Below are 24766 nucleotides of genomic sequence, written 5' to 3'. Positions count from 1 at the left end.
CAAATTTATATTATTTATAATTTATTTCAGTTATCTTTTAATTGTGGAAAATATTTATTAGCATTATCCAGCATTAAAATAAAACTGTAATCCAGTGCAGTATCTTTTAATCGATTAAATCGACCCGATTTACCACCATGCCCGGCACTCATATTGGTTTCCAATAACAAAATAGAGTTACCTTCCTTCATATCCCGTAATTTTGCTACCCATTTAGTTGGTTCCCAATATTGCACTTGGGAATCATAAAATCCACTCGTAACCAATAAGTTTGGATAACGTTGGTGTTTTATATTGTCATACGGGCTATATGATTTAATTCGGAAATAATCCTCTTTATTTTCAGGATTACCCCACTCCTCATATTCCCCAACTGTCAGAGGAATAGAAGGATCAAGCATGGTTGTCACGGCATCAACAAATGGAACTTGAGCAACCACACCGCGATATAATTCCGGTGCCTGATTAATAACCGTGCCCATCAGCAAACCACCAGCACTCCCTCCCATCGCATAAACACGTTTGCTGTCACCATATTTCTGAGCAATCAGTGCCTTAGTCACATCAATAAAGTCGTTAAAACTATTCATTTTATTTTCGACTTTACCTTGTAGATACCATTTTTTACCCAATTCACCGCCACCACGCACATGTACCAAGGCGTAAACAAAGCCACGATCTAATAAACTCAATCGCGGTGAACTAAATGAAGGGTCCATACTGATACCATAAGCCCCATATCCATAAATCAGTATCGGGTTTTGGCCTTTTTTAAACAGTGACTTGCGATACACCAGAGATACCGGCACTTCAACGCCATCACGGGCTTTCACCCAAATACGCTGGCTCTCATAATGATGTTTATCGAAACCTTTTACTTCCTGCTGCTTAAGTAATTCCCGCTCACCTGTTTTCATATTCCATTGGAATGTTGAGCTTGGCGTCGTCATGGATGAATAACCATAACGGACAAAATCAGTATCGGGTTCAGGGTTGTAATCAATCCATGCCATATAACTTGGATCATCAAACTTAATCTGTTTTTCTTGCTGTGTCTGCCAACTAATCTGACGAATTGTCGGTAATCCTTTTGTTCGCTCTTGTACGACCAACCAGTCATTAAACAGATCGAAATCTTCAAGATCACTATCCTGCTGCGGAGCAATAACTATTTTCCACGGCGTATTGATTGCTTCCGTTTGATAAAGCCCATAGGTTTCATTCTCATGATTTGAACGGATGTAGAAATGATCACGGAAATGGTCAATATAATACTCCCGGCCTTCTTGGCGAGGAGAAAATAATTGAAGTTCCGCTTGTGGTTTGTTCGCATCAATCAGCAAATATTCAGAAGTCGACGTACTGGTTATCGACAACATAATATAGTCACGGGAAGTACTTTTAGACATGCCTAAATAAAAACGCTCATCTTCTTCCTGATATATTTTCTGATCTTCGCTGGTATTGGTCCCATATTGGTGACGAAATACCTGATATGGCAATAAAGTCTGTGAATGCCTGCGCACATAAAACAATGTCTTGTTGTCATTCGCCCAAACAATGTTGCCAGAAGTATTTTTTATTATATCGTTATTCCATTGTTCGTCAGCGATATCTTTAAAAGAGATCTGATAATTACGGCGACCCTGTGTATCTTCAGCAATCGCAATACGTTTATTATCTGGAGTAATCGCAAAATTACTCAATTGATAATATTCATGACCTTTAGCTCTCTCATTACCATCGACCAGTACCTGCCAATCTAATGAACCATCAACCGGTTTACGCTGATAAATCGGGAAATCTTTGCCAGTTTCATAGATTGTCCGATAAATATACCCATTATAAGTATAGGGTACTGATTGATCATCCTGCTTCATCCTGCCAACCATTTCTTCGTATAACGTATCCCGTAGCTGTTCACCGGGTTTTAGCATCTGTTCGGTGTATTTATTTTCAGCAGTCAGATAATCAATGACTTTTTGATCCTTACGATTATCATCCCGCATCCAGTAATAATCATCGATACGAGTATCACCGTGGATAGTTATATGGTGTGGTTGCTTCATCGCCTTTGGTGGCATAATTTCTTCCTCTGCGGCGGCAGAATTCAACCAGCCGCTCAATAAAAACATCAATAACAGCCCTTTAGTTTTCAGGGCAAACCGCGCTTGCTGCCTTAACATATTTGCTGTCCTTAAGTCGTTCAAAAATATTAATTAGTTAAACTAAAATCAATCGGAATTTCTATTGTAATTTCATTACCGTTTAAAACGGTAATGGGGGGAGCTGGCAACGGCTGCGCCCTTGCCAGAATTCGCTGCGCTTCCCTGTCTAAAGAATGGGTTCCAGAACGACGAACTAAATCACTGTGAGTAACATAGCCCTGTTTATCAATAGTGAATCTGACTGTAGGCCGACCCGTGCGGTTTCTCCTCTGTGCATCCTCTGGATAACGTTTATACCGATTTAAATGCCCGACAACTTCCGCTCGCCATAGCGCATCCGCATCAGCAACCGCCTTTGAATCACTGTCATAAGCAGCGGCAACCCGCGAAGTCAGATTAGCAGAGGTGGCAGTACTGCTCGCCATAGCAACATTACTTTGAGATTTTTCACTCTCTTGTTCTTCTACCTGCTGGCGTTTCACCGGCGGTGTTTTTCTAATCTCTTCGTGGTGCTTTTTCTGCTTTTTAGGTTTATGTACCAAGATCTGCGCCTGTTCATCTTTAATAAGTTCAGGCGTCTTAATCTCATTAACCTCACTTTCCTGCTGTCGGCTGGCAACAGAAAGTTGTTGTTCAAGACCAATAGGTTGTTTTTGTACCTGATGTGTCGCTTCTGTCAACAATGAAAGCTCCATCATCACCGCCGGCGGCGGCATCAAATCACCAACAACAATTTCTTCTGGCTGGTAGATAATCCAGCCAGCTAAAAGGAAGTGAGCAGCAATAGCAGAAACGAGTCCTTTTTTAAAATGACCCGTTTGAAAGGCCGGGTATGTCAGCGTCAACATGGATGATAGCGCATAATTTTAATTATCATTTGGTAATGATAATTAATTTCATATGCTAATGAAAATTATTTTTACATGTATCGTTAACTTGAGCACATCCCTGTGCCAAGACCTGTTATATACAGGGAAAAGACTACCATTTGTTTAAAATACCTATGGTTTTTTTACTGGCGTATACCAGACATAATCAGCATATTGGCTATCCAGTAGATTGCTTTTTTCAGCCATGATCAACACAACAAGGTCCTCTTGGGGCGATAAATCTTTAACATGTAGAGGAACACCCATTACTTTCGTTGCATGATATCCACCCGCAATCAGTGTGGCGGGAACCGGCGCTTTAAGTAACTGTTCCGCCATTCTGCGATCCCGCATTTGCTGAATAGTTGTCATGGCAGATAACTGTTGTTCCGTTATTTCACCACCGTGAACATCTTCAATCACCGCTTTAATCTGCGCTTTGACATTTTCAGCAACAGAGATATTCCCCTGGAGGCGCGGAGGGTTGCTGTAAGCCGCTTTGATTTCACTGCGATCCAAGTTTGCAGACAGCAACGGATAAGGCTGAGATATAAGCTCCATTACTAGTCCGCCATACAACTCCCACGGCCATCCATTTTGCCATGCAAGAAGCTCTTTTATGCGGCTTTCACGTACGATAGGCTTCGTTTGCAGCCAACTCTTAACTTTATTCACTTTTTGCTGCTGATCAGGGTTAATCATCTCTAGCAGGACCGATCCCTGTTCTCTTTTACGCGGAAGTTGCTGAACCAACCAAAGCTCTATCTGATGATGATATGGATTATCATGTTTTTCACCCACCACTACGCGCTGATGTGATGCCAGCCGATTGATCAATTCATCAGGAGTCAGGGCGTGACCAGTTTTAAGATCGATAATAGCCCCTTGTTGAGTCAATTCCGGTGAAAGCGCTTGGCGGGTTGGTTTTTGTTGTACAGATACACAGCCAGATAAGATCAGTAAGCCACAGATAATCAGAAAAGATTTTACAAGCGTGATAAATTTCATCATGTCCATTATCCATATTAATGTTTTGCGCATCATATAGATAATAAGAATCGTTTACAACAAACAGCCCCTGTCCATATAGGGAACAGGGGCAATAAGTATTACAGCGGATGAGTTTGTGCTTCAACTGCCGCCAGAGCAACCATATTAACGATACGGCGTACAGAAGAAATTGGCGTCAAAATGTGTACCGGTTTGGAAACCCCCATCAGAACTGGGCCAACGGTAACGCCTTCAGAACTGGTGACACGCAACAAGTTATAACTGATACGAGCAGACTCCATATTCGGCATAATTAACAGATTGGCAGCCCCTTTCAATGGGCTATCTGGCATGATGTCACGACGAATACTTTCCACCAAGGCCGCATCACCATGCATTTCACCATCAATTTCAAGTGAAGGCGACATCTTATTCACCAACTCCAGCGTCTGGCGCATTTTCCGTGCGGAGAGGCAATCTGTGGAACCAAAACTTGAATGAGAAAGCAGCGCAACTTTTGGTTCAATACCGAAACGGCGGATAGTTTCTGCCGCCATAAGGGTAATCTCTGCCAATTGTTCAGGCGTTGGATCATTATTGACATAAGTATCCGCAATAAAAGTATTACCGCTTGGCAACATCAGTGCATTCATTGCACCAGCAGTATGAACTCCATCACGGAAACCAAATACATTTCTCACAACTTCGTAATGTTCACTGTAACTGCCAACGGTACCACAAATCAGACCATCAGCTTCGCCACGCAGAACCATAATCGCCCCAATCAAGGTTGGATTACCGATAACTGCCCGACGAGCTTGCTCCGCAGAAACACCTCGACGTTTCATAATGTGATGATATTCCTGCCAGTATTTTTTGAAGCGCGGATCATTCTCATTATTAACGACTTCAAAATCTTTACCCGCTTCAATATGCAATCCCAGTTTCTGAATACGCATTTCGATAACACTGGGGCGACCAATGAGAATCGGGTAAGCCAGCCCTAGAGAGATCAGCTCCTGAGTCGCATGTAATACACGTACTTCTTCCCCTTCGGCCAAAACGATACGCTTTTTCGCTTTCTTAGCCTGAGAAAAAATAGGTTTCATAAACAAGTTTGTTTTATAGACAAACTCATTCAGTTTCTCGATATAGGCGCTAAAGTCTTTAATCGGACGGGTTGCTACGCCGGAATCCATTGCTGCTTTAGCAACTGCCGGGGCAATTTTTACAATCAGGCGCGGATCAAAGGGTTTAGGAATAATATATTCTGGACCAAAAAACAGATCCTGATCATCATAGGCGGAAGCCACTTCTTCACTCTGCTCCGCCAGCGCTAAATCAGCAATCGCATGAACACAAGCAAGCTTCATCTCCTCGTTAATGGTTGTTGCGCCAACATCCAGCGCGCCACGGAAAATAAACGGGAAACAGAGCACATTATTAACCTGATTCGGATAATCAGAACGACCGGTACAAATGATTGCATCAGGGCGAACTTGTTTTGCCAATGGCGGCAAAATTTCTGGTTCAGGGTTTGCCAGCGCCATGATGAGTGGATCTTTGGCCATCGTTTTCACCATGTCCTGAGTCAGCACGCCAGGGCCGGAACATCCGAGGAAAATATCCGCACCAGGGATAACATCACTTAATGTGCGACTGCCATTGTCTTCAATCGCATAGGCCGCCTTAGTCTCTTCCATATTTTTATCGCGACCACGATAAATCACCCCTTTAGAGTCGCACACCACAATATTTTTGCGTTGCAACCCAAGCGCAACCAGCAAGTTCATACAAGCAATTGAGGCAGCACCGGCGCCAGAAACAACTAAGCGCACCGCTGAAATCTCTTTTTTCATAATCCGCAAACCATTCAAAACAGCCGCCGTACAAATTATCGCTGTGCCATGCTGGTCATCATGGAATACCGGAATGTTCATTTTTTCCCGAAGTTTTTTTTCAATATAGAAACACTCCGGCGCTTTAATATCTTCGAGGTTAATCCCGCCGAACGTCGGCTCCAGTGCCGCAATGATATCAATCAATTTATCAGGATCAGACTCATCAACTTCAATATCAAATACATCAATACCTGAGAATTTTTTAAACAGTACACCTTTTCCTTCCATCACTGGCTTACCTGCCAATGCGCCAATATTCCCCAATCCTAAGACCGCGCTACCATTAGATATCACTGCCACAAGATTGCCACGCGCAGTATATTTGTAAGCCGCTAATGGATCTTCTGCAATTTCCAGGCAAGGCGCAGCAACACCTGGTGAGTAAGCTAAGGCTAAATCTCGCTGAGTTGTTAAGGGCTTAGTTGGAGTAACCGTGATTTTCCCTGGTTGTGGAAACTGGTGAAAATCCAATGCACTCTGTTTTAATTTTTCATCCATCGTCGGATCCTTTATATACAATCTGGAGTAAGAGCAGGAGCAGTATAATGGGTACTGCGTGTCAAATCATAACATTGACAGCACCTTATCAATAAAGTAGCACTTTTTTGCTCATAAAAAATACTACTCAATTTATTCACTAATGCCCCTACTTTATACAGGAAAATAAATATAGAAACATTACCATTTATATAATATCACTTAGGTTATAATAACTATAATAATTATCACATGAAAAAACTCTCAATATAAATTCAATTAAAATAAATTTTATAAAAGAAAACAAATCTAATAATCACAAATTTAATATATTGATTTTTAACATTATTTTAAGAGCGAAAGTTATGTGTTTTTTGTGAAAATTACTCATCTTCTTTTTTTACTTATCAAACTAATTTGCGCTATTTATATTTTTATATCAGGATGTGCTTTCTGGACTTACAGAGCTATCAATTCTGTAAATCAATCGGTTTTGATAAAATTTTTTCATAGCAATTTAATTTATGGCAGACCCATTCATTACTGCCTTTTAATCAAATTCAAAGTCTGCATTTCGTGGCTTTACTTATTAAGGGAGAAGGAAAATGTATAACCATTCAGTGATGATAGTTGATGACCACCCTCTCATTCGCCATGGCTTGAAACAGATTGTAGAGCTCGATCGGGCACTTACCGTGACAGCAGAAGCTGACAATGGTGAAGAAGCAATAAATATTGCATGCAAGCTGAAACCTGATGTCATTATGATAGATCTCAATATGAATGGTCTTTCAGGCGTGGATACAATTAAATCTATCCGTAGAAAAGGGATCAATTCCTATGTACTGGTATTATCCGTTTCAGATGATCGAAATGATGTTTACGCCGCTATTGACGCCGGAGCTAATGGCTACTTACTTAAAGACAGCGATTTAGATTCGTTATTAAGCAGTATTCGCCACGCTGCTCGTGGACAAACTGTATTTAGCGAAAAAATATACCAACATCTTGCTAACCGTCATAAACATGTTGATCCTTTATCTGAATTGACCAAACGTGAGTTAGATGTATTAAAAGAAGTTTCCAGTGGCATGACTAATAAGGAAGTTGCTGATGTCCTCTTTATTTCTGAAGAGACAGTGAAGGTACACATCAGAAACTTGTTAAAAAAACTGAACGTACGTTCCCGCCTGGCTGCAACCATCATGTATTTGCAACATAGGAAAAATGGAGTAGCCTAATACTTCTCCCGAGCCGATCCTTGAGCTTATTACCGGGGATCGGCTCTTATCGTTGTTATGTAGCAAATACTCCCTATGAAACCAGCCAACAAAATTGAGTCTCCTGCTTTGATATCTCCGGTAATAAAAATCAGGATATCATCTGGATAAAACTAGCATTTTCCAGCATTATGTTTAGGTATTTAAATTTTCTTTAAGGATCTGTTAAATGATGTTGGATAAATCTTCTCAACCCGCTTTTACTCTCTATGGGATTAAGAATTGTGACACGATAAAAAAAGCCCGTCGTTGGCTGGAAGAACAGGAAATTGCTTACCTATTTCATGATTATCGTGTTGATGGATTAAGTGCAGCACTTTTGCAGTCATTTATTGACAAACTCGGTTGGGAATCATTGATTAACACTCGCGGTACAACTTGGCGTAAACTGACCGATCAACAACGAGCGACAATTAATAATGCTGACGCAGCAAAAGCGTTGATGTTGGAACAACCCGCTATTATCAAACGTCCACTATTAATTTCTGCAAAAGGTGATTGCCTATTAGGTTATAAAGTGGATGAATATCAGCAATTTTTTGCTGAGGCACTTTGAAATGACTTGTCCTGTAATTGAACTTGCACAACAACTCATCAAGCAGCCCTCTGTCAGCCCGGATGATAGAGGTTGCCAAGATATTATGATCGCCCACTTGCAAGCAATTGGCTTTACCGTTGAACGGATGCCCTTTGGCGATACAAACAATTTTTGGGCCTATCGCGGCACAGGCCCGACGTTAGCCTTTGCCGGACACACTGATGTCGTCCCGGCGGGCGATGAATCTCAGTGGGAACATCCCCCATTTGAGCCAACTATCCGTAATGGCATGTTATATGGCCGGGGAGCGGCAGATATGAAAGGCTCGTTAGCTGCCATGATTGTCGCTGCTGAACGTTTCGTTGCCGCCAATCCTAACCATAATGGTCGTCTGGCCTTTCTTATTACTTCAGACGAAGAAGCGAAAGCCACCCACGGCACCGTCAAAGTGGTTGAAGCTCTGATGTCCCGCAATGAACAATTGGATTATTGCCTGATCGGTGAACCTTCTAGCCAGCATCGCCTCGGCGATATGGTGAAAAATGGCCGTCGCGGTTCCCTGACTGCAAATCTCACCGTCCACGGTATTCAAGGCCACGTTGCCTATCCGCATTTAGCTGATAACCCAATCCACCGTGTCCTTCCTGCTTTGCAGACACTGGTCAATACGCACTGGGATGAAGGAAACGAATTTTTCCCGGCCACCAGTATGCAAATTGCCAATATTCACGCAGGAACAGGCAGCCATAATGTGATCCCTGGGAATGTGCAAGTTCAATTCAATTTCCGTTTCAGTACAGAACTGACTGATAGCCAAATTCGTGAACAAGTTGAAACTATCCTAAAAAATCACCACCTGAATTATACGATTGAGTGGATACTGTCAGGCCAGCCTTTCCTGACCGCCAAAGGTGAGTTAGTCAATGCTGTCATACAGGCAATAGACCAATATTGTGGCTACCAACCTGAATTATCTACCAGCGGTGGTACCTCCGATGGCCGATTTATCGCTCAAATGGGCGCTCAAGTTGTCGAACTGGGGCCACTAAACTCAACAATTCATAAAGTTAATGAGTCCGTTAGCGCCGCCGATCTGCAACAACTCAGCCGGATTTATCAACGTGTTATGGAGCAGCTAATCCAGTGATCACAGCAAATATGTTAACCGGCCTGGCGACTGGTCACTTGATTTCTCTCTCCGGCAATCACCGATTACAACCAGAAGCCGCCAATGCTTTTCTTGCCATGCAACAAGCCGCTGAAAAGGCCGGAATTAATCTGCAACCCGCCAGCACATTCCGTGATTTTCAACGTCAGCAAGCTATCTGGAACGGAAAATTTCGTGCTGAACGCCCTGTGTTGGATGAAAACAGCCAACCAATAGATATCACCCAGTTATCAGAAGGAGAACGCTGTAAGGCCATTCTTCGTTGGTCTGCCCTGCCCGGTGGCAGCCGTCATCACTGGGGAACAGATCTGGATATCTATGATCCAACAATGCTGCCGGATAACCAGAAGCTATTACTCGAACCCTGGGAATATGAAAATGGCGGTTATTTCGAACCACTAACTCACTGGTTAACCGAGAATATGGCCCATTTCGGTTTTTACCGTCCCTTTGTCGGTGACAATAGCGGCATCGCTTATGAACCGTGGCATATCAGCTACCAACCATTAGCCAAGCAATTGGAAAAATTGCTAACTCAACAAATGTTACTGGATGTATGGCAACAGCATGACATCGCAGGCATTAACTGGTTATCGGCTAACTTACCTTATATATTTGAAAATTACCTCCATGTTGCGCAGGAGACAACCTAATGCAATGGTTAGCTGATTACTGGTGGGTTATTTTAATTTTGTTGGTTGGCATTCTTCTCAATGCCATTAAAGAGTTGCGCCGCCTGGATGTAAAAAAGTTTCTGGACAATAAACCGGAATTGCCTCCTCATCGGGATCTTAATAGCAAGTGGGATGATGAAGATGATTGGCCACAGAAAAAGCCGTAGTCCACTCTTGCCAGTCTCTGGCAAGTCTCTTATCGAGACGTGACAATGCCTGTGCGGTTTCTTGCCGCCAGAGTTGCATTAACGCTTTATAGCCACTCAACTTCAATACGGTGATACATTGTTCAACACTCATTTCCTGCAGGAGATGATTTCTCAGCGCAATCAACGGCAAATCGCTGTTCAGCAACAATCGTTGCAAAGCGGGTAATGAAGCGGAAAATGGCCGGTGAGCAAATGCAAAACCTGACAGTTCCTGCCAATCATACTGATTGAGATGGTGGTCAGTCTGGTAATCAACAGGCAAGCTGAATCCAATCTGGGATTCTAGCCAATGTGCATCACGAGCAAGCTGTTGCTGAGCTTGAATCCCCAGAACAACCCCCTGTTCACTCAGAGGAAAAATAGCCATTGCCGTATAGCAACCGCTGCTGGCTTCCAGATGAGTTCCCATTCGCACTAATTGGAAACCACATTTCTGCCACAATGCCCAGAGCTCCGCGGTATAACCAAAACTGACAGAAATAAAATCCACGCCTTGTTTTTCTGCCCTTTCCCGTTGATACGCGATCATTCCCTGAGCAATACCCTGTCTGCGATGATTAGCCTGTACAGCAACCCGGCTGATCCGTTGAGATTTCAAAACCGCCGCCTGTGGTAAACCGCTATGGGCAGCTAACGATTGCGCAACCAAATTTCCCCTTGGACGACGCCTGCCTGCCCATATTTCATGGGCTAACTCAAGCGACAATCCGCCTTCTTCAACCATCCATAAAGCCCCCATCAAGGCATTATTGCCAAGAGCGGCAACAAATTGCATCCCTTTGGCATCAAGTAAACGCCGTAAATCCAAAGGTGAAGTTTTGTAGTGAGCGCTGGTTAATATGCCGTAAAACTGCCTCAGCAATTCAGGCTGTTTAACCCATTGTTGCTGGTGATAGAGGTGATAACTGATCGCCTGATCGAAATTATCGACAGGAGTTGCATCCTCAAACAGTAAGGCGTTTTCCAACCAGTTTTCCAGCGGATCATTTTCAGCCCAACGCACAGGAGTCGTCAGATTCAGAATGTGACTATCAGGAAGCCCAACACAAAATTTAAGTAAAAAACCGCGCCCGGTACCTTCATATCCCTGTACCGTTGTGGTTAACAATATTCGGGGAAAATAGCTGATCAACTCAGATAATTGAGGCATTGGAATAGCAGCGGCTTCATCGATAAGCAACCAATCAATATCTGACACACTATTTTGTCTACAATATTTGAGCAAATTATCTACGGCCCAGAATTTTCCCTTTTCCCCCGCATAGCATCTGATAACTTCTGTTGTCGCCTTCGCCGGAGCAGTTAACCAGCAATTTCCTTGCCATTGCTGCATTAACATACCTGCAAGTGTCGATTTACCTCGCCCTCTTGGAGCAGTGATAACCCATCCCCCCCGATTTGCCCGCAAAAGTCGCACCAAAATGGCATGTTGGCTGGCAGTCGGATTGCCATCAGGCAGTTGCCACGCGCTGTACTGTGGAAATTCAGGGATGCATAAGGGATCATTTTGCCGCCATAGCAAAACTTGGGGATCGCTAACAATTTGCTGCTGAATGTGCTGAACAAAATGCGGCGTTGGAATGGCATCTAACTGTTCATTCCAACGTGCGCTATCCTTATCCGGTTGATAACGCCATTGGCGCCAAGTTGGAACCATCATCACCAACCAACTTCCAGCTTTCAATGTGCCTGCTAATATCGCCAGTGCTTCCGCATTAAAACCTTCGGTAGCGTCAAATATTCCGTGCAGATATTCCCGACCTAATAAACTGACCGCCTTTTCTGGCAGCACGGCGTTCTGTTTACGATAAGAGATCCATAACCAATCACCGGTAAATTTCTGCTGTAACTCATTAGCCTGTGAATAGCACCAATGATAATCTCCACTCAACACCAGCAAACGGCGTAACCCTTGCTGCTGCATTTCCGCCTGTATCACACTCAATTGTTCTGGCAACATAACGGCTATGATTTACCAATCAACAATGACAAAATCCCCGCAGCAATCAGCGGCCCCACAGGAACACCTTTAAACAAAGCTACACCCAATACCGTCCCCACCAACAAACCAGCAACTGTTGATGGCTGATTAGACATGAGTGAAACACCCCGACTCCCCAACCATGACACTAATACACCTATCACTATCGCGAGTAACGATTTCCAATTCATAAATGAATTGAGGACAGCTTGTACCGTAATTTTTCCACTGGCGATAGGCGCCATGACTCCCACGGTCAAAATAAGCACACCGATAGTCAACCCATATTTTTCCACCCACGGGAAAAAATGATTCAGTGGCGTTATGCGGATAATCAACAAAAGCAGCATTGCAAGCGTGACGGTCATGTTGTGGCTGATGATACCGAGTGCTGCCAATACTAGCAGCACCAGTAAAGTAGGATCGAGATGACTCATAGATTTCAATACCCTATATACCCGTCATCTTTCAAGTTGCCTCTTTGTTGGCTGCACGTCACATAGTTATCCATGCTCCTGGGGATTCGCTCCCTTGCCGCCGCGATGCATCTTGAAATCCATAGGGTATAACAGCCTAATTCCATCAGGCTAGGGCAATTTTTCCTTAATGTGACAAAAATGACGGGTATTTTCGTATTAATTCAAACAATTAACAAGCTAACGTCGCACCACCATCAACCACAATATCTTGTAGCGTTATATGGCTTGCCAAATCAGAAGACAAGAACAGTACGGTATGTGAAATTTCATTAACGCTTGCAATCTTACCTAGAGGAATACCCAATTTATATCGCTCAGGATACCCATTAATCGTATTTTTTTCATCATCATCGGTTTTCCACATAGAGCGCTGCATGAGTGTATCCGTCGAACCCGGCGATACAACATTACAACGTACACCAAACGGCGCGAGTTCTAACCCAACACAATGCGTTAAACTTGTCAGTGCTGATTTTGATGCACAATAAGCCGCCATTTGCATACGTGGAACATGTGCCGCATTAGAACTGACACTGATAATAGCGCCACTGCGCTGACGCTTAAAATGGGGAGTCACGTTACGAAATAGATAAAAAGCCCCAGAAGCATTAACATTAATACAACGATGCCAGTCACTAATATTTAGCTCATCAATATTTCCCAATTGTAATATCCCGGCAGCATTAACCAAAATATCTAATTCGGCTGAGCCAGACAGTTGTTGGGAACAAATCATTTCGACCTTTTCTGGATCACTGATATCGAGTTGTATACATTTATAAGGCAGATTATCTTGCTCAAATACGCGATCGAAACCGATTACATTAGCGCCAAGCGCGGTAAAATCACGGGCAATTTGTTCACCAATGCCACGAGCCGCTCCAGTTACCCAGACGGTTTTATGGCTAAAATCCATTTGTAAATTTTGTTTATTTCTCATTTTATTTCTCATTTAATAATGATTTATTATGTACTTTTTATAAATTCGATTTATCGAAATTTATCGATGAAATTATTTCTTTAGTACTCACAACCATTCCTGAATTTTCAGCGACATATTTTAAAGCCATGAGGTGATCTTCAAGCGAAAAATCCGCTATCGCATCACCCACTAAAAAAGGCTTGATATCTCTCATGAATGCGTCAACCGCAGTAATCATGCAACCAATATGTCCATACACCCCGCAAATAATTAATTGTTCTCTCCCTAAGTCCTTTATATTTCTTTCTAACGAAGAGCGCTGAAATGCACTATAACGCCACTTAGCTATCACAATATCATCGTTATTAGGGGCCAAAGCACGGCTGATATTCTGTAAATGGGGTGATCTATTCAAGCCTGCCCCCCATATATCATTAAGTAATGCGCGCTCTTCATCACTTTGTACTTTAGGTTGTGCCGTATATATAATAGGAATCTCTTGTTCTCTACAAAATAGTTTCAAAAAATGAATATTTTCAATTAATTTATTAACTAAAGGACTATTATTACCAAAAAATCGCAAGAAATAGTCCTGCATATCGTGAATAAGTAAAATTGCCTTATGAGGTTCGAATAACCAAGATACTTTATTATCTGGAAAATCTTTCGGCTGAGGCAGCCTATAATTTTTCAATGATGGAATGGTCATCTTAATACCTCCATGTCATTAATTTTCTAATTTATCTCGAATGAGTTGTCTTAATAATCGTTTATTAATCTTTCCAACCGGTGTAACCGGCATAACATCAATCATCTCGAAACGATCAGGTAATTTATATTCAGCAAGTCCTAGTCCCCTTAAATATTTTCGTAGTTGCAATGCGTTTATATTCGGATCAGCCACCACAATAAAAGCACAGCTTTTTTCCCCCATCAAAGGATCAGGCATTGAAACTAAAGCGCTATGGATAACACCTTCATGTTTAAGTAGCAAAGATTCAATTTCTTCCGCAGCAATTTTTTCACCACCACGATTAATTTGATCTTTCTCACGTCCGACAACACATACATCACCCTCTTTAGTCATATAGGCTAAATCACCGGTATAATAAAAACCTTCTTTATCGAATACCTTCGCATTGTGTTCTGGGCTTTTATAATATCCCCGTAATGTATATGGCCCACGAACAATTAACATACCCGTCGAACCTGGTGCTTGTATATTGCCGTTATCATCAACGATACGCACCTCATCATCCTCACTCATTGGGCGTCCCTGAGTGGTAAATATACGTTCATCATCATCATTAAGCCGGGTATAACATACCAACCCTTCGGCCATACCAAAAATCTGTTGCAACTTACATGAAAAAAGTCCCGGTATCACTCGCGCTACACTTTCACTTAACTTTGCTCCACTGACCTGTAATAACCGAAGACTTTCCAGTGAATATTCGTATTTCCTAATCGCCTGAATCCATAACGCAACAGCCGATGGCACCAATGAGGTCATTGTGACTTGATGTTCACGTATTAGTGGAAAACAGGTCGCAGGCCCAGGATCTGTTGCTAATATGACACAACCACCAGCGTAAAATACGCCAAGCGCTCCCGGAGAACTCAACGGATAATTGTGTTGCGCCGGCAAAGCACAAAGATAACGGGTTTGTTGTGTCAACTCACAAATTTCAGCACTGCGTCTAACGCTATAATAGTAATCGTCATGGGTCCTTGGAATTAATTTAGGCGTCCCTGTACTCCCACCTGAAAGTTGAAAAAAAGCCACTTCATCTGAACGTGCCACCTCAAAATTCAAAGGTAAATTTGTTGACTCCAACCACGGCTTTAATTCATTGGTATATTGTATTTTACGGCCATCAACGACGATATTTTTCAGCCGTGGACAATCTGTTTTTAATTGTTCCAGGAAATCATCATTCTGCAAAAGTGAATGTTCTGACGAAAGAATAATTAGACTTGGATCAATTTGCTGTACATAAGCAAGTAACTCTAATTTATTATGGCTAAATAATGCATTAATAGGTACTACACCCATTTTCAGTAGCGCAAAAAATGTAATATAAAATTCAGCTATATTTGGTAATTGCACGATGGCAGTATCACCTCTTTTTATTCCCGCTAAAGTCAAATTTGTAGCTAATGCAGAAGATTGTTGATCAAGTTGATGGTAACTAAATTTACGATTACCACAGATAATAGCAATTGATTCAGGTTGTATCTGACATTGCTTATAAAGTATGTCAGTTAAGGACTTACCAAGCCAATAACCCTTTTCACGATAACGTTCTGCTAATTCAACCGGCCAAGGTGTAAATTCAATAGACATGATTTTATTCCTTATAATAATATTCAATATGTTAGCAATAGTCGATTACTGTTTATACATATTTACTTTATCCTTAACCAGAAATATTTCGAACTCTATTTTGTGAGCCGCTTCTAAATAAATGAATTTCGTAACAAATCATACCTAGTGCAAACGCTCAAAATACAAATTTAATTAACTAAATATATTGCAAAATAAAATCATACTGCTAATAGTTAGTAATGTATAACCTTTAATCCAACAGGGGTAAATTATGTCATGCTTTCCTCCTGGGTATTGGGAACAATATCCGAATACTGCCACCGTGATCACAACATATACTTGCAATGCAGCTTGCAAAGAATGTTGTTTTGAATGTAACCCCTCGGTAAAAGCGCGTTTAAGCCTGGACGACATTAAACAATTTATTACACACTCAAAAGCGAATTTTCCAGGGCTAAAGCTAGTCGTCTTCAGTGGTGGGGAATGTTTCCTGCTAGGTAAAGATCTGATTGAAGCCATTCGCTTTGCCTCAGATCATGGCTTATTAACTCGTTGCGTGACTAACGGTTATTGGGGAAAAAATAGAGAAAAGGCGCAAAAAATCGCCCAAGATTTAATAAATGCGGGCATCACAGAGATGAACATCAGCACAGGGAAAGATCACAGTGAATGGGTTCCCCTTGACAGCGTAGTTACAGCAGCAGAAGCATTGGCCGAACAAAACATTACAACACTGATTACAGTAGAACAGGATACCGTTGATTCTGCCATTGCAACGCAAATCACACAGAACCCGGTCATTAAGCGCCTGAAAGAACAAAACAAGATCAATTTACAACGAAATACATGGATGCCGTTCTATGACACCAGCGAAGAACGAAAAGATATTCCAAACCGGGATCAGCAACTGGCAAAAGGGTGCGATCAAGTCTTTGAAAATATTGTACTGACACCACACGGTGAAATTTCCGCCTGTTGTGGACTGACATTAGAGCATATCCCCGAAATGAAACTTGGCCGTTTGCAAGGAGGCGATGTATCTCAACTTTTTAAAGGTCAGGAAGAAGATTTTATGAAAGTATGGTTAAGGACGGAAGGACCATACAAGATCTTAAAAAAATATCGCCCGCTAGATAGCAACATTAATCTGGAAAAAATCGTTCACCCCTGCCAAGCCTGTGCTCATTTGCATAAAGACGAAGGAACACGCCGGAATCTGTTAGATAATTATCACAAAGAAATCATTCCCGTGATGAAGAAATTTAACGCTAAAGAAAGGCTGGATCTCATCTACTACTCAGCAGAAAAAAATGCCGTTAACTTAACTGAGGAATAAACTGGTGAAACGACGTACATTCATTGGCATAGCGGCGGGAGCAGCTATTGGCAATATCATACCGACCGTTAACGCCCGCTCTGATAGTAACCGCCTCTTCGGCGTGCCCCGTTCATTACTCTCTGAGGGAAAAGTCGAAGAAAATAGGCTTAGGCTATCAATGTCAAACGCCAAACTCCCCACTGAAGTTTGGGAAGAGCTTATTACCTACAACCGATTTTGGGAAACCATAAAACAGCAACCCGCTTTGGCATTAGCATATCGAGAATCACCGGAAAAAGTGCAGGCTGAATTTGGTATAGATAAAGAGATTGTTAGCCCTGGCTCCGCAGAGGAATTGCTGTTATTCATCACTTATGACAAGGAGTTAATGAATGCGGTAAAAACCAACGACTATGAAGAATTATTTGCCCGACTAAAGAGTTACGGCTTGCATAGAAGGAAATCAAGCCTGAAAAAGCGAATTAATCACTACCTTAGTCAAGATGCCAATCTGATCGCACATTTTAAAGAATACATTGCACCAGATAAGTTCAAAGAATCGGATATTCCCCCGCTTCTCAGGTTAAAAGAAATTTTGGAGCCTTTGAACAGCGAAGACGATACTAGCCTTGTGGTAGGAGCGAGCGTCGTTGCCAGCATTAACATGGCGGCCGTAGTTACCGCACACACCTCTACTACAGTCAATGTATCAACAACAACCAGTGTGATAGCACATGTCTTAATATTGACAGCGGTCTCGGTCTCTGGAAAATGTGTGGCGCAGTATCAGCCTCAAATTAATTATAATGATATTTCCGCCAATACTGCCTCCATTCACCTTGCCAGAATCTATAATAACCAAGAAATGGTAGATACACTGGTCAAAGAAACAATCCAGAGAGAAATCACTGCGTGTCTGTTTGCCGCACAAAAATGTGGTTATATTAATCTGCCAACGACCCGTGAAGCGCGCAAAGAAGTCATGCAACTTCTTACTGAATTATCTCTAAAAACGATACCAGTATGAAAAATACAACAGGATCGAATCTAAATTTTAACGTTATTACTAACAAATATCGCCAAAATAACTCTTTTCCGGCTAGCAAATTTTTATTGAATGAGGTGGTAATCAAGAAAAGGCTTTATTCTTCTTTAGGAATATTTTTACTTACTATTTTGTGATCGGACTCTAAATAAGTACCCTCTGTCGCAAAATATATTTAGTCTAAACGCTCAAAATATAAATTTAATCAACTAAGCTATTGCAAAATGCCACCATCCAGCTAATAGTTAGTATCGTCTAACCTTTAATCTAGCGGAGGATAAGTTACTCTATGTTTTTCCATTGAGTATTAGGAGCGATACCCAAATCCTGTTATGGTCATCATAATATATACTCACAATGAATATCGCAGGTAAGAAATATCAGTTAAATAATTATTTCATGAAATTATCTCAGTAATAAAGAAACTTAATAAGGAAAGGTTACATCTTATCTTATATAACGTTCAATAAAAAAAGAATTCCGTTAACTTATAAAGGAACGAATTATGAAAAGACGTACATTTATTGGCGTGGCTGCCGGCACAGCTATTGGCAGTGTCATACCCACCGTTAATGCTAGCACTGATAGCAACCGCCTGTTTGGTGTGCCACGTTCATTACTCTCCCCTGGAGAGGTTGAAGAAAATAAGCTAAGGCTATCAATGTCAAACGCCAAACTTCCAGTTGAAGTTTGGGAAGAGATCATCACCTATAACCGATTCTGGGAAACCCTACAACAGCAACCCAATCTAGCATTAGAATACCGGGAGTCACCGGAAAAAGTGTTAGCTGAATTTGGCATAGACAAAGATATCGTTAGTCCAGGTTCCGCGGAGGAGTTACTGCTATTCATCACTTATGATAAAGACTTAATGAATGCGGTAAAAACCAACGACTATGAAGCCCTCTTCTCTCACCTAAAAACCTATGGCTTAAACGAAAGGGGCTCAAGTCTGAGGAGCCGAATCAATCACCACCTCAATCAAGATGCCAGCCTGTTCGCACATTTTAAAGAAAACATCGAATCCTATCAGCTCCAAGATACAGGCAGTCCTCCTCTTATCCGGCTGAAGGAAATTCTGGAACCCTTAAACCATGAAGATGACAACAGCATTGAAATCGCTCGCCTTGCGGTAGGGGCCAATGTAGTCGCTGCGGTCAACGTGGCTGTCGGCACCCGAGTTGTCGCAGCAGTGAATGCGGCGGCGGCAGTTAACGTAGTAGCCTACTTAAGCCTGGCGGTACAAACAGCGGTGACTGTATGTATGGCAAATTATTTACCCAAAATTGATCATAGCGATCTTTCAACCGGCATGGCTTCTCTTCATCTTGCCAGACTTTATAACAACCAAGAAATGGTGGATACGCTGGTTAAAGAGGCTGTCAGAAGGGAAATCACCGCTTGTCTGTTTGCGGCGCAAAAGTGTGGTTATATCAATCTGCCCGCAACACGTGAAGAACGCAAAGAAGTGATTCATCTCTTTACCGAATTATCTTTAGGAATGGCAGCAGCATGAATAATATCGTGGGATTAAATCCAGACTTCAAAGTCATATTAATGAATGTCGCTATGCTCGTCCTGATCGCTTTAGTTTTTCTGCCTGTACCATACTGGCTCAGTAACAGCAATCCCAATAAGTTAGCAGCAAGTATTGCAACGACTCTCTTTGTCATCATTGCCTTATTTGTAGGCTATCAACTGTTATCAAATAAAGCCGTAGTCAAGGAAGAGAAACTATTGATGAAGTCCGGGGTATATTCACACGAATGGGTTATTTCCTCATTACGCCGGGAAGAAGGTGTTTCCCTGGAAGATTTTAGTCGAAGCAATGGTATACATATTATCCATTATTCGTCTGGGTACTATCACAAGGGAAAAAATAAATATTTCATTCTACGTGTAAGCAAACGCCCTCTGATTTGCTTTAACTCAGAAGGTAATATTGGATTATGCATAGATGAATCTATTTTTGAAAAAATAAAGGGCGAGTTGCAAGATAAAATATAGCGTGGAGCCACAAGATAATGGAATACAGTGACAACTATTGGCCGTTGAATTATACACAGCTCCGCTTAGCTATCGCTAATACTGTTGCTGACGATAAATCTGTCTTTAATGTCGGTGAATTCGTCAGCTTCAGTGATAATATTAGCCTGGCAAGATTGAAGCAGGCCATTATCACCATTCATCAATTCAATGATGGTTTTTCCTTACGTTACCGTATTGCCGAGCACAATATTTTTCAGGAAAAGAGCGCTACGCCGGTCGAAGTTATACCAATAAAACTGTCAGATCCAGCAGTAGAACCAGCGGCAAAAGCTGATTTTGCCAAGAGAACAACTCAACCGCTAGCGCCTGAAAAAGGGGTGACGATAAGGCATTATCTTTACTTTAATGATGTTGGGTGCTGTTTTTGGGGAATCATCGCTCACCATATCGCCACAGATTATTGGGGCATAGGTCAGTTGATTCACGATGTTTTATCTTACTATGAACGACAAACATTCCACCCAACATCAGCGCCTGTTTTTACCTATCAGGCTTACCTTAACGATGTTAAATATAAAGCAAACGCGCATTATGCCAACAACAAAGAGTATTGGAATAATTACCTCAACCAATTGCCCAAATTAGAGGATTATGCCCGTAAACGTCTATTTCCCTCAAAAGCAATTAAAGTAAGCCGACTGCTCACCGCAAACAACAATAGTTTTACCTTTAATGATAAGTTAATGATGATGTTGGCATTATGTCTGCAAATGAGCAAACGAGGTCGCGTATCAACAAGTATCATCAATTTACCTTTCTCTAACCGACGCGATAAAGGAGAATACTGCTACTATCGCCCGGCAATGAACACTTTACCTCTTATGGTTTCTTTGGCTCCACAGGCCACCATAAAACAGATCCTGGTAGCAATGCAGTCGCAAATTAGTCTGCATAGCAAGCATAGCCGTATTGATATAAACGATTTAAACGATGAAGCAATCAGTCGAGCAGATCAATTCACTGCCGCACCCTATGTTAATTTGCTACATGAACTTGAACATGATCTTATGAAAGATAATCGCGCTATTCGCGGTTGTATGACTTCCGGCGCGGTCAATAATTATGGTATTAACATCCGGTTTTCTCCTAATGAGAAGTCAGCATTAGTTGAATTGGATGTAGGGAGCCGGCTGTATAGTCATTTTGCCGCTCATGCTCTGATTGAAGATTATTTACGTATTTATAGCACTATTGCAGAAAATATTAATGAAACGATCGCGACATATTGGGGAAAATATAAAGAAATTGAACCAAGGGATAATATTACGTCTATCCTGTGGAACCCAGAAAATATTATTGCTCATCACCCGATCAAAGAAAATATTATTTCCAGAATAGCACAAATCGTTGAAATATCGCCGGATAAAAAATCAGTCATTTATGGCAACCAAGCAAAAATAAGCGATGTACAGTACCTTAACTACCGTGAACTTTATCACAAACTATTAACTTTCAGTCAACTGCTACTATCCTGTCCACTACAAAACCGAAGGGTAGCGGTATTATTACCCAGAGGGGTAGATTCCTTATTATCTATATTATCAATCCATACTGCGGGATTATGTTTTGTCCCAATCAATATAACATTTGGACAAGAGGAAATTAATAGCATATTAGATGGACTGAATATTTCTTTATTAATTACTAGCCGTCAATATCATGAAAGAATAAACGGTGTCAATAATACGCATCTTCTCTTTATTGAAGATATAGAAACCCATCCTTCCGAGATATTCCTGGGGAATGATATAAAACGTCCCGCAACTCAAGAGGACGAAGCCTATATCTTTTTTACATCAGGCACTACTGGCGTACCAAAAGCGGTACCAATAACATTTAAAGGGCTTTACGCTTATTTGGCTGCAATGACAGAACAGTACGGCATTAAACAAGATGACGTTATTCTCAATTTCAGCACACCGGTTTTCGATGCTTATATTGAAGAGGTGTTTGGCTGTTTTTATCAAGGAGCCACATTAGCCATTGCCAACGATCATATGATTGTTGAGCTTGATACACTGTTTTCATTTTGCCATGCACAATCAGTCACTATAATTAACTTTCCTACCAATTATTGGCATCAAATTGTCTTTTTCCTACATGCAGCCATTAAAGAACTCGCCCCTTCGATTAGAATGACAATTATCGGTGGCGATCTGGCAATGGATAAAGCTATTCATCATTGGTTGGAAAAAGTAGGATGTGGCATTTCTCTGATTAATTCTTACGGCCCAACAGAATGTTGCGTTGTGGCTAGCAGTCACAAAATAGATGATAAATTCCAACCCGGTAATATCATTGGCAAAGCGCTAGCAAATACTACTATCGTTATTCGGGAATATGGAACTGACAAGATCATTAATGGCAGTAGTGGAGAAATATGTATTCGTGGCGATTCTATCTGTAGCGGATATATTAACGATAATCAGTCAACTTCACGTAAATTCTTACCGTTGAACGATGGAGAAATCTATTATTTAACGGGAGATCGTGGATTTTACGATGACCAAGGGAATTTAAATTTCATTGGCCGCCTGGATAAAGAGCGTAAAATTGACGGGAAACGTGTCGATCTGGATGAAATGCAAAAATTACTTACAGCGGCGATTAATATTGATGACATTCATTTAACGATAAAAGAAAATGAAACTGGGTACCAATATATTAATATATTTATACCTGATGGTTCGTATCCAATCACACGTCACGAAATTGTCTCATTCTTACGTGGATGTTATCCAAAATTGCAGGTACCTTTTATTGTCGAATTAGCATCATCCAACAATGCTTCTTCAGTATCGGGGCTGAATAAAGAAGATAATATTTCTCAGATTAAAGGGGAAAAACGAGAAATATTTTTTACTCTATGGCGAGAAGTTTTTGGTGATAGCGATAGCGTTATTGATGAAGAGACTAATTTCTTTGACGCAGGCGGTACTTCGCTTAAAGCATTATTGTTAATTAATAAGATCCAGCAACGCTTTAATTGCTCTCTCCACCTGGAAGATTTTTACCACGCCCCTAGATTAGGTTATCTATTACAATCTGTCCTTCAACAAGGGAAAATATCGGTTGTAACCGATAAAAATAGTACCTGCCTGACAGAGCAACACGACCAATATTATTGGATTATCGATACTATCTCTAATCGATCCGGCGCTCATAATATCCCACTATATTATCATCTGGCCGGAGAAATTGATTTAAAGAAATTACGTTACGCTTTGCTGTATACTATGCAATATTTCCCTGCCCTCTGCCAAAGAGTCACCATAATAGACGGGCAACTCTCTTTAACCTTCTCACCGGCTACCGAAGAGAATCTTCCTTTCGAATATATCGATTTAACTCATGCTACCGGCATCAATATTGAAATTTCATTACGAAAGATCTTAAATGATATGGCATTTAAGCCGATGGCATTGCAAGATAATCCACCGGTATATTTTAAATTATTAAAAATAGCAGAACATAAGCACTACCTTTTATTAAATTTCCACCATGCATTTTGTGACGGAATGTCGATTGCTCATGTGTTGCAAAAATTATCTTCCGCTTATGCAGATACTGTACCAAAGATTGAAGCTGCTACGGAAGCAGGCATTAATGTCATTAATCAACGCATGTCAGACGAAACATTAAATTTTTGGACAGAAAAATTGTTCAATGTACTTTCGGTTGACGGGCAGCGTAATGATATATCAGAAGCTCATCAGAGGAGCCGGGGCCGACGTTATTCAATGTCGTTGTCTCCTAAATTAATTGCCGCACTATCCAGCACGCAGAAAAAACATGCGGTAACTCTGGAACATATTGTGATTGGCGCATTTCTGATAACCATTAATTCATTACTCAATAAAGATGAGATTATCGTCGGTATTCCTTGTGCCAACCGCGTTCCTCCCATATCGTTTAACAGTGTCGGCAGCTTCGCAACAACACTACTGCTGCCCTACGTTACTGCGGAAACTTCATTGATTAATGTATCCAAGTATGTCCGCGATTTTCTGGCAGACGCGAATACTCATTCCAATATCTCATTGGCATATTTAAAACAACACCTTCATCACCACCACAGTATGCAATTGCCAGAGGTTACTTATTATTTTTCTTCCCAAATAGGGTTTGAAACTGGTTTATATCTTGGTGAAACCCGTTGCACCAAGGAAAAAATCAAGGGGCTCAAACCTAAAGGAGATATTGCGCTCGAACTGATCAATTTGCCAACCGGAATAGGGCTGGAATGGCTCTACGATGATGATATTTTCTCTGAAGATATCATCAGCGACATGGGGCTGTTTTTGATTAATTTATTGGATTGCATAGGCACTCAGCATGAGCTAATGCCTGGCGATACGGAACGATAACA

General features: G+C 41.4%; 18 protein-coding genes and 1 pseudogene. 10 read left to right on the top strand and 9 right to left on the bottom strand.

What is annotated here, in order from left to right; translation table 11 throughout:
• Nucleotides 1-26: 26 nt before the first annotated feature.
• The 4 genes from EAE90_RS10410 to maeB all read right to left on the bottom strand — a co-directional run bounded on the left by EAE90_RS10410 (nucleotide 27) and on the right by maeB (nucleotide 6426).
• Nucleotides 27-2135, bottom strand: coding sequence for a S9 family peptidase (locus EAE90_RS10410; protein WP_422615991.1), 2109 nt, complete (start codon nucleotides 2133-2135; stop codon nucleotides 27-29).
• Nucleotides 2136-2215: 80 nt separating this feature from the next.
• Nucleotides 2216-3016, bottom strand: a complete 801-nt coding sequence (locus EAE90_RS10405) for an energy transducer TonB (protein ID WP_214053430.1) — start codon at nucleotides 3014-3016, stop codon at nucleotides 2216-2218.
• A 153-nt stretch (nucleotides 3017-3169) separates the two neighbouring features.
• A complete protein-coding gene (locus tag EAE90_RS10400; RefSeq protein WP_246550599.1) occupies nucleotides 3170-4045 on the bottom strand; it encodes a ChaN family lipoprotein in 876 nt (291 codons plus the stop codon).
• Between the two features lie 101 nt (nucleotides 4046-4146).
• Nucleotides 4147-6426: an NADP-dependent oxaloacetate-decarboxylating malate dehydrogenase gene (gene maeB, locus EAE90_RS10395; RefSeq protein WP_214053428.1), complete on the bottom strand. Its 2280-nt coding sequence runs from the start codon at nucleotides 6424-6426 to the stop codon at nucleotides 4147-4149.
• Between the two features lie 584 nt (nucleotides 6427-7010).
• Here maeB and EAE90_RS10390 point away from each other — a divergent pair.
• The 5 genes from EAE90_RS10390 (at nucleotide 7011) to EAE90_RS10370 (ending at nucleotide 10232) form a co-directional block, all read left to right on the top strand.
• Nucleotides 7011-7646, top strand: a complete 636-nt coding sequence (locus tag EAE90_RS10390; RefSeq protein WP_011146941.1) for a response regulator — start codon at nucleotides 7011-7013, stop codon at nucleotides 7644-7646.
• A 211-nt stretch (nucleotides 7647-7857) separates the two neighbouring features.
• The gene (locus tag EAE90_RS10385; RefSeq protein ID WP_214053469.1) at nucleotides 7858-8241 is read left to right on the top strand and encodes an ArsC family reductase; all 384 of its coding nucleotides are present in this window, start codon (nucleotides 7858-7860) and stop codon (nucleotides 8239-8241) included.
• A 1-nt stretch (nucleotide 8242) separates the two neighbouring features.
• Nucleotides 8243-9370: a succinyl-diaminopimelate desuccinylase gene (gene dapE, locus EAE90_RS10380; protein ID WP_214053427.1), complete on the top strand. Its 1128-nt coding sequence runs from the start codon at nucleotides 8243-8245 to the stop codon at nucleotides 9368-9370.
• An 11-nt stretch (nucleotides 9371-9381) separates the two neighbouring features.
• Nucleotides 9382-10044, top strand: coding sequence for a M15 family metallopeptidase (locus EAE90_RS10375; protein WP_214053468.1), 663 nt, complete (start codon nucleotides 9382-9384; stop codon nucleotides 10042-10044).
• Nucleotides 10044-10232 carry a YpfN family protein gene (locus tag EAE90_RS10370; protein ID WP_214053426.1) on the top strand — a complete coding sequence of 63 codons (189 nt, stop codon included), beginning with the start codon at nucleotides 10044-10046 and terminating at the stop codon, nucleotides 10230-10232. The genes EAE90_RS10375 and EAE90_RS10370 overlap by 1 nt, the downstream gene beginning before the upstream one ends.
• On the opposite strand, the gene EAE90_RS10365 is transcribed toward EAE90_RS10370, so the two are convergent.
• From EAE90_RS10365 to EAE90_RS10345, 5 genes and pseudogenes are all read right to left on the bottom strand, one after another.
• Nucleotides 10183-12234, bottom strand: a complete 2052-nt coding sequence (locus tag EAE90_RS10365) for a tRNA(Met) cytidine acetyltransferase TmcA (RefSeq protein ID WP_214053425.1) — start codon at nucleotides 12232-12234, stop codon at nucleotides 10183-10185. The two genes, EAE90_RS10370 and EAE90_RS10365, sit on opposite strands and share 50 nt — an antisense overlap.
• Nucleotides 12235-12239: 5 nt before the next feature.
• On the bottom strand, nucleotides 12240-12692 hold the full coding sequence (locus EAE90_RS10360; RefSeq protein ID WP_214053424.1) for a DUF441 domain-containing protein: 453 nt from the start codon (nucleotides 12690-12692) through the stop codon (nucleotides 12240-12242).
• A gap of 211 nt (nucleotides 12693-12903) precedes the next feature.
• The gene (gene dhbA / locus EAE90_RS10355; RefSeq protein WP_214053423.1) at nucleotides 12904-13674 is read right to left on the bottom strand and encodes a 2,3-dihydro-2,3-dihydroxybenzoate dehydrogenase; all 771 of its coding nucleotides are present in this window, start codon (nucleotides 13672-13674) and stop codon (nucleotides 12904-12906) included.
• 70 nt (nucleotides 13675-13744) lie between these two features.
• Nucleotides 13745-14365: pseudogene (locus EAE90_RS10350) on the bottom strand (isochorismatase family protein); the annotation flags it as partial.
• Between the two features lie 18 nt (nucleotides 14366-14383).
• On the bottom strand, nucleotides 14384-16003 hold the full coding sequence (locus EAE90_RS10345; RefSeq protein WP_214053421.1) for a (2,3-dihydroxybenzoyl)adenylate synthase: 1620 nt from the start codon (nucleotides 16001-16003) through the stop codon (nucleotides 14384-14386).
• Nucleotides 16004-16256: 253 nt separating this feature from the next.
• On the opposite strand from EAE90_RS10345, the gene EAE90_RS10340 reads away from it, so the two are divergent.
• The 5 genes from EAE90_RS10340 (at nucleotide 16257) to EAE90_RS10320 (ending at nucleotide 24764) form a co-directional block, all read left to right on the top strand.
• Nucleotides 16257-17321 (top strand): radical SAM protein, encoded by a 1065-nt coding sequence (locus EAE90_RS10340; protein ID WP_214053420.1) that lies wholly within the window; start codon nucleotides 16257-16259, stop codon nucleotides 17319-17321.
• Between the two features lie 4 nt (nucleotides 17322-17325).
• On the top strand, nucleotides 17326-18330 hold the full coding sequence (locus EAE90_RS10335; RefSeq protein WP_214053419.1) for a hypothetical protein: 1005 nt from the start codon (nucleotides 17326-17328) through the stop codon (nucleotides 18328-18330).
• 523 nt (nucleotides 18331-18853) lie between these two features.
• Nucleotides 18854-19864, top strand: coding sequence for a hypothetical protein (locus EAE90_RS10330; protein WP_214053418.1), 1011 nt, complete (start codon nucleotides 18854-18856; stop codon nucleotides 19862-19864).
• Nucleotides 19861-20355 (top strand): hypothetical protein, encoded by a 495-nt coding sequence (locus tag EAE90_RS10325; RefSeq protein ID WP_214053417.1) that lies wholly within the window; start codon nucleotides 19861-19863, stop codon nucleotides 20353-20355. Before EAE90_RS10330 ends, EAE90_RS10325 begins: the two co-directional genes overlap by 4 nt.
• A gap of 17 nt (nucleotides 20356-20372) precedes the next feature.
• Nucleotides 20373-24764 carry a condensation domain-containing protein gene (locus EAE90_RS10320; protein ID WP_214053416.1) on the top strand — a complete coding sequence of 1464 codons (4392 nt, stop codon included), beginning with the start codon at nucleotides 20373-20375 and terminating at the stop codon, nucleotides 24762-24764.
• Nucleotides 24765-24766 lie beyond the last annotated feature (2 nt).

Origin of the sequence: Photorhabdus caribbeanensis, assembly GCF_018448885.1 — a bacterium.
GTDB lineage: Bacteria > Pseudomonadota > Gammaproteobacteria > Enterobacterales > Enterobacteriaceae > Photorhabdus > Photorhabdus caribbeanensis.
The sequence above is the reverse complement of the archived record's forward strand: the minus strand, read 5'-3'. Positions and strand labels throughout refer to the sequence as shown.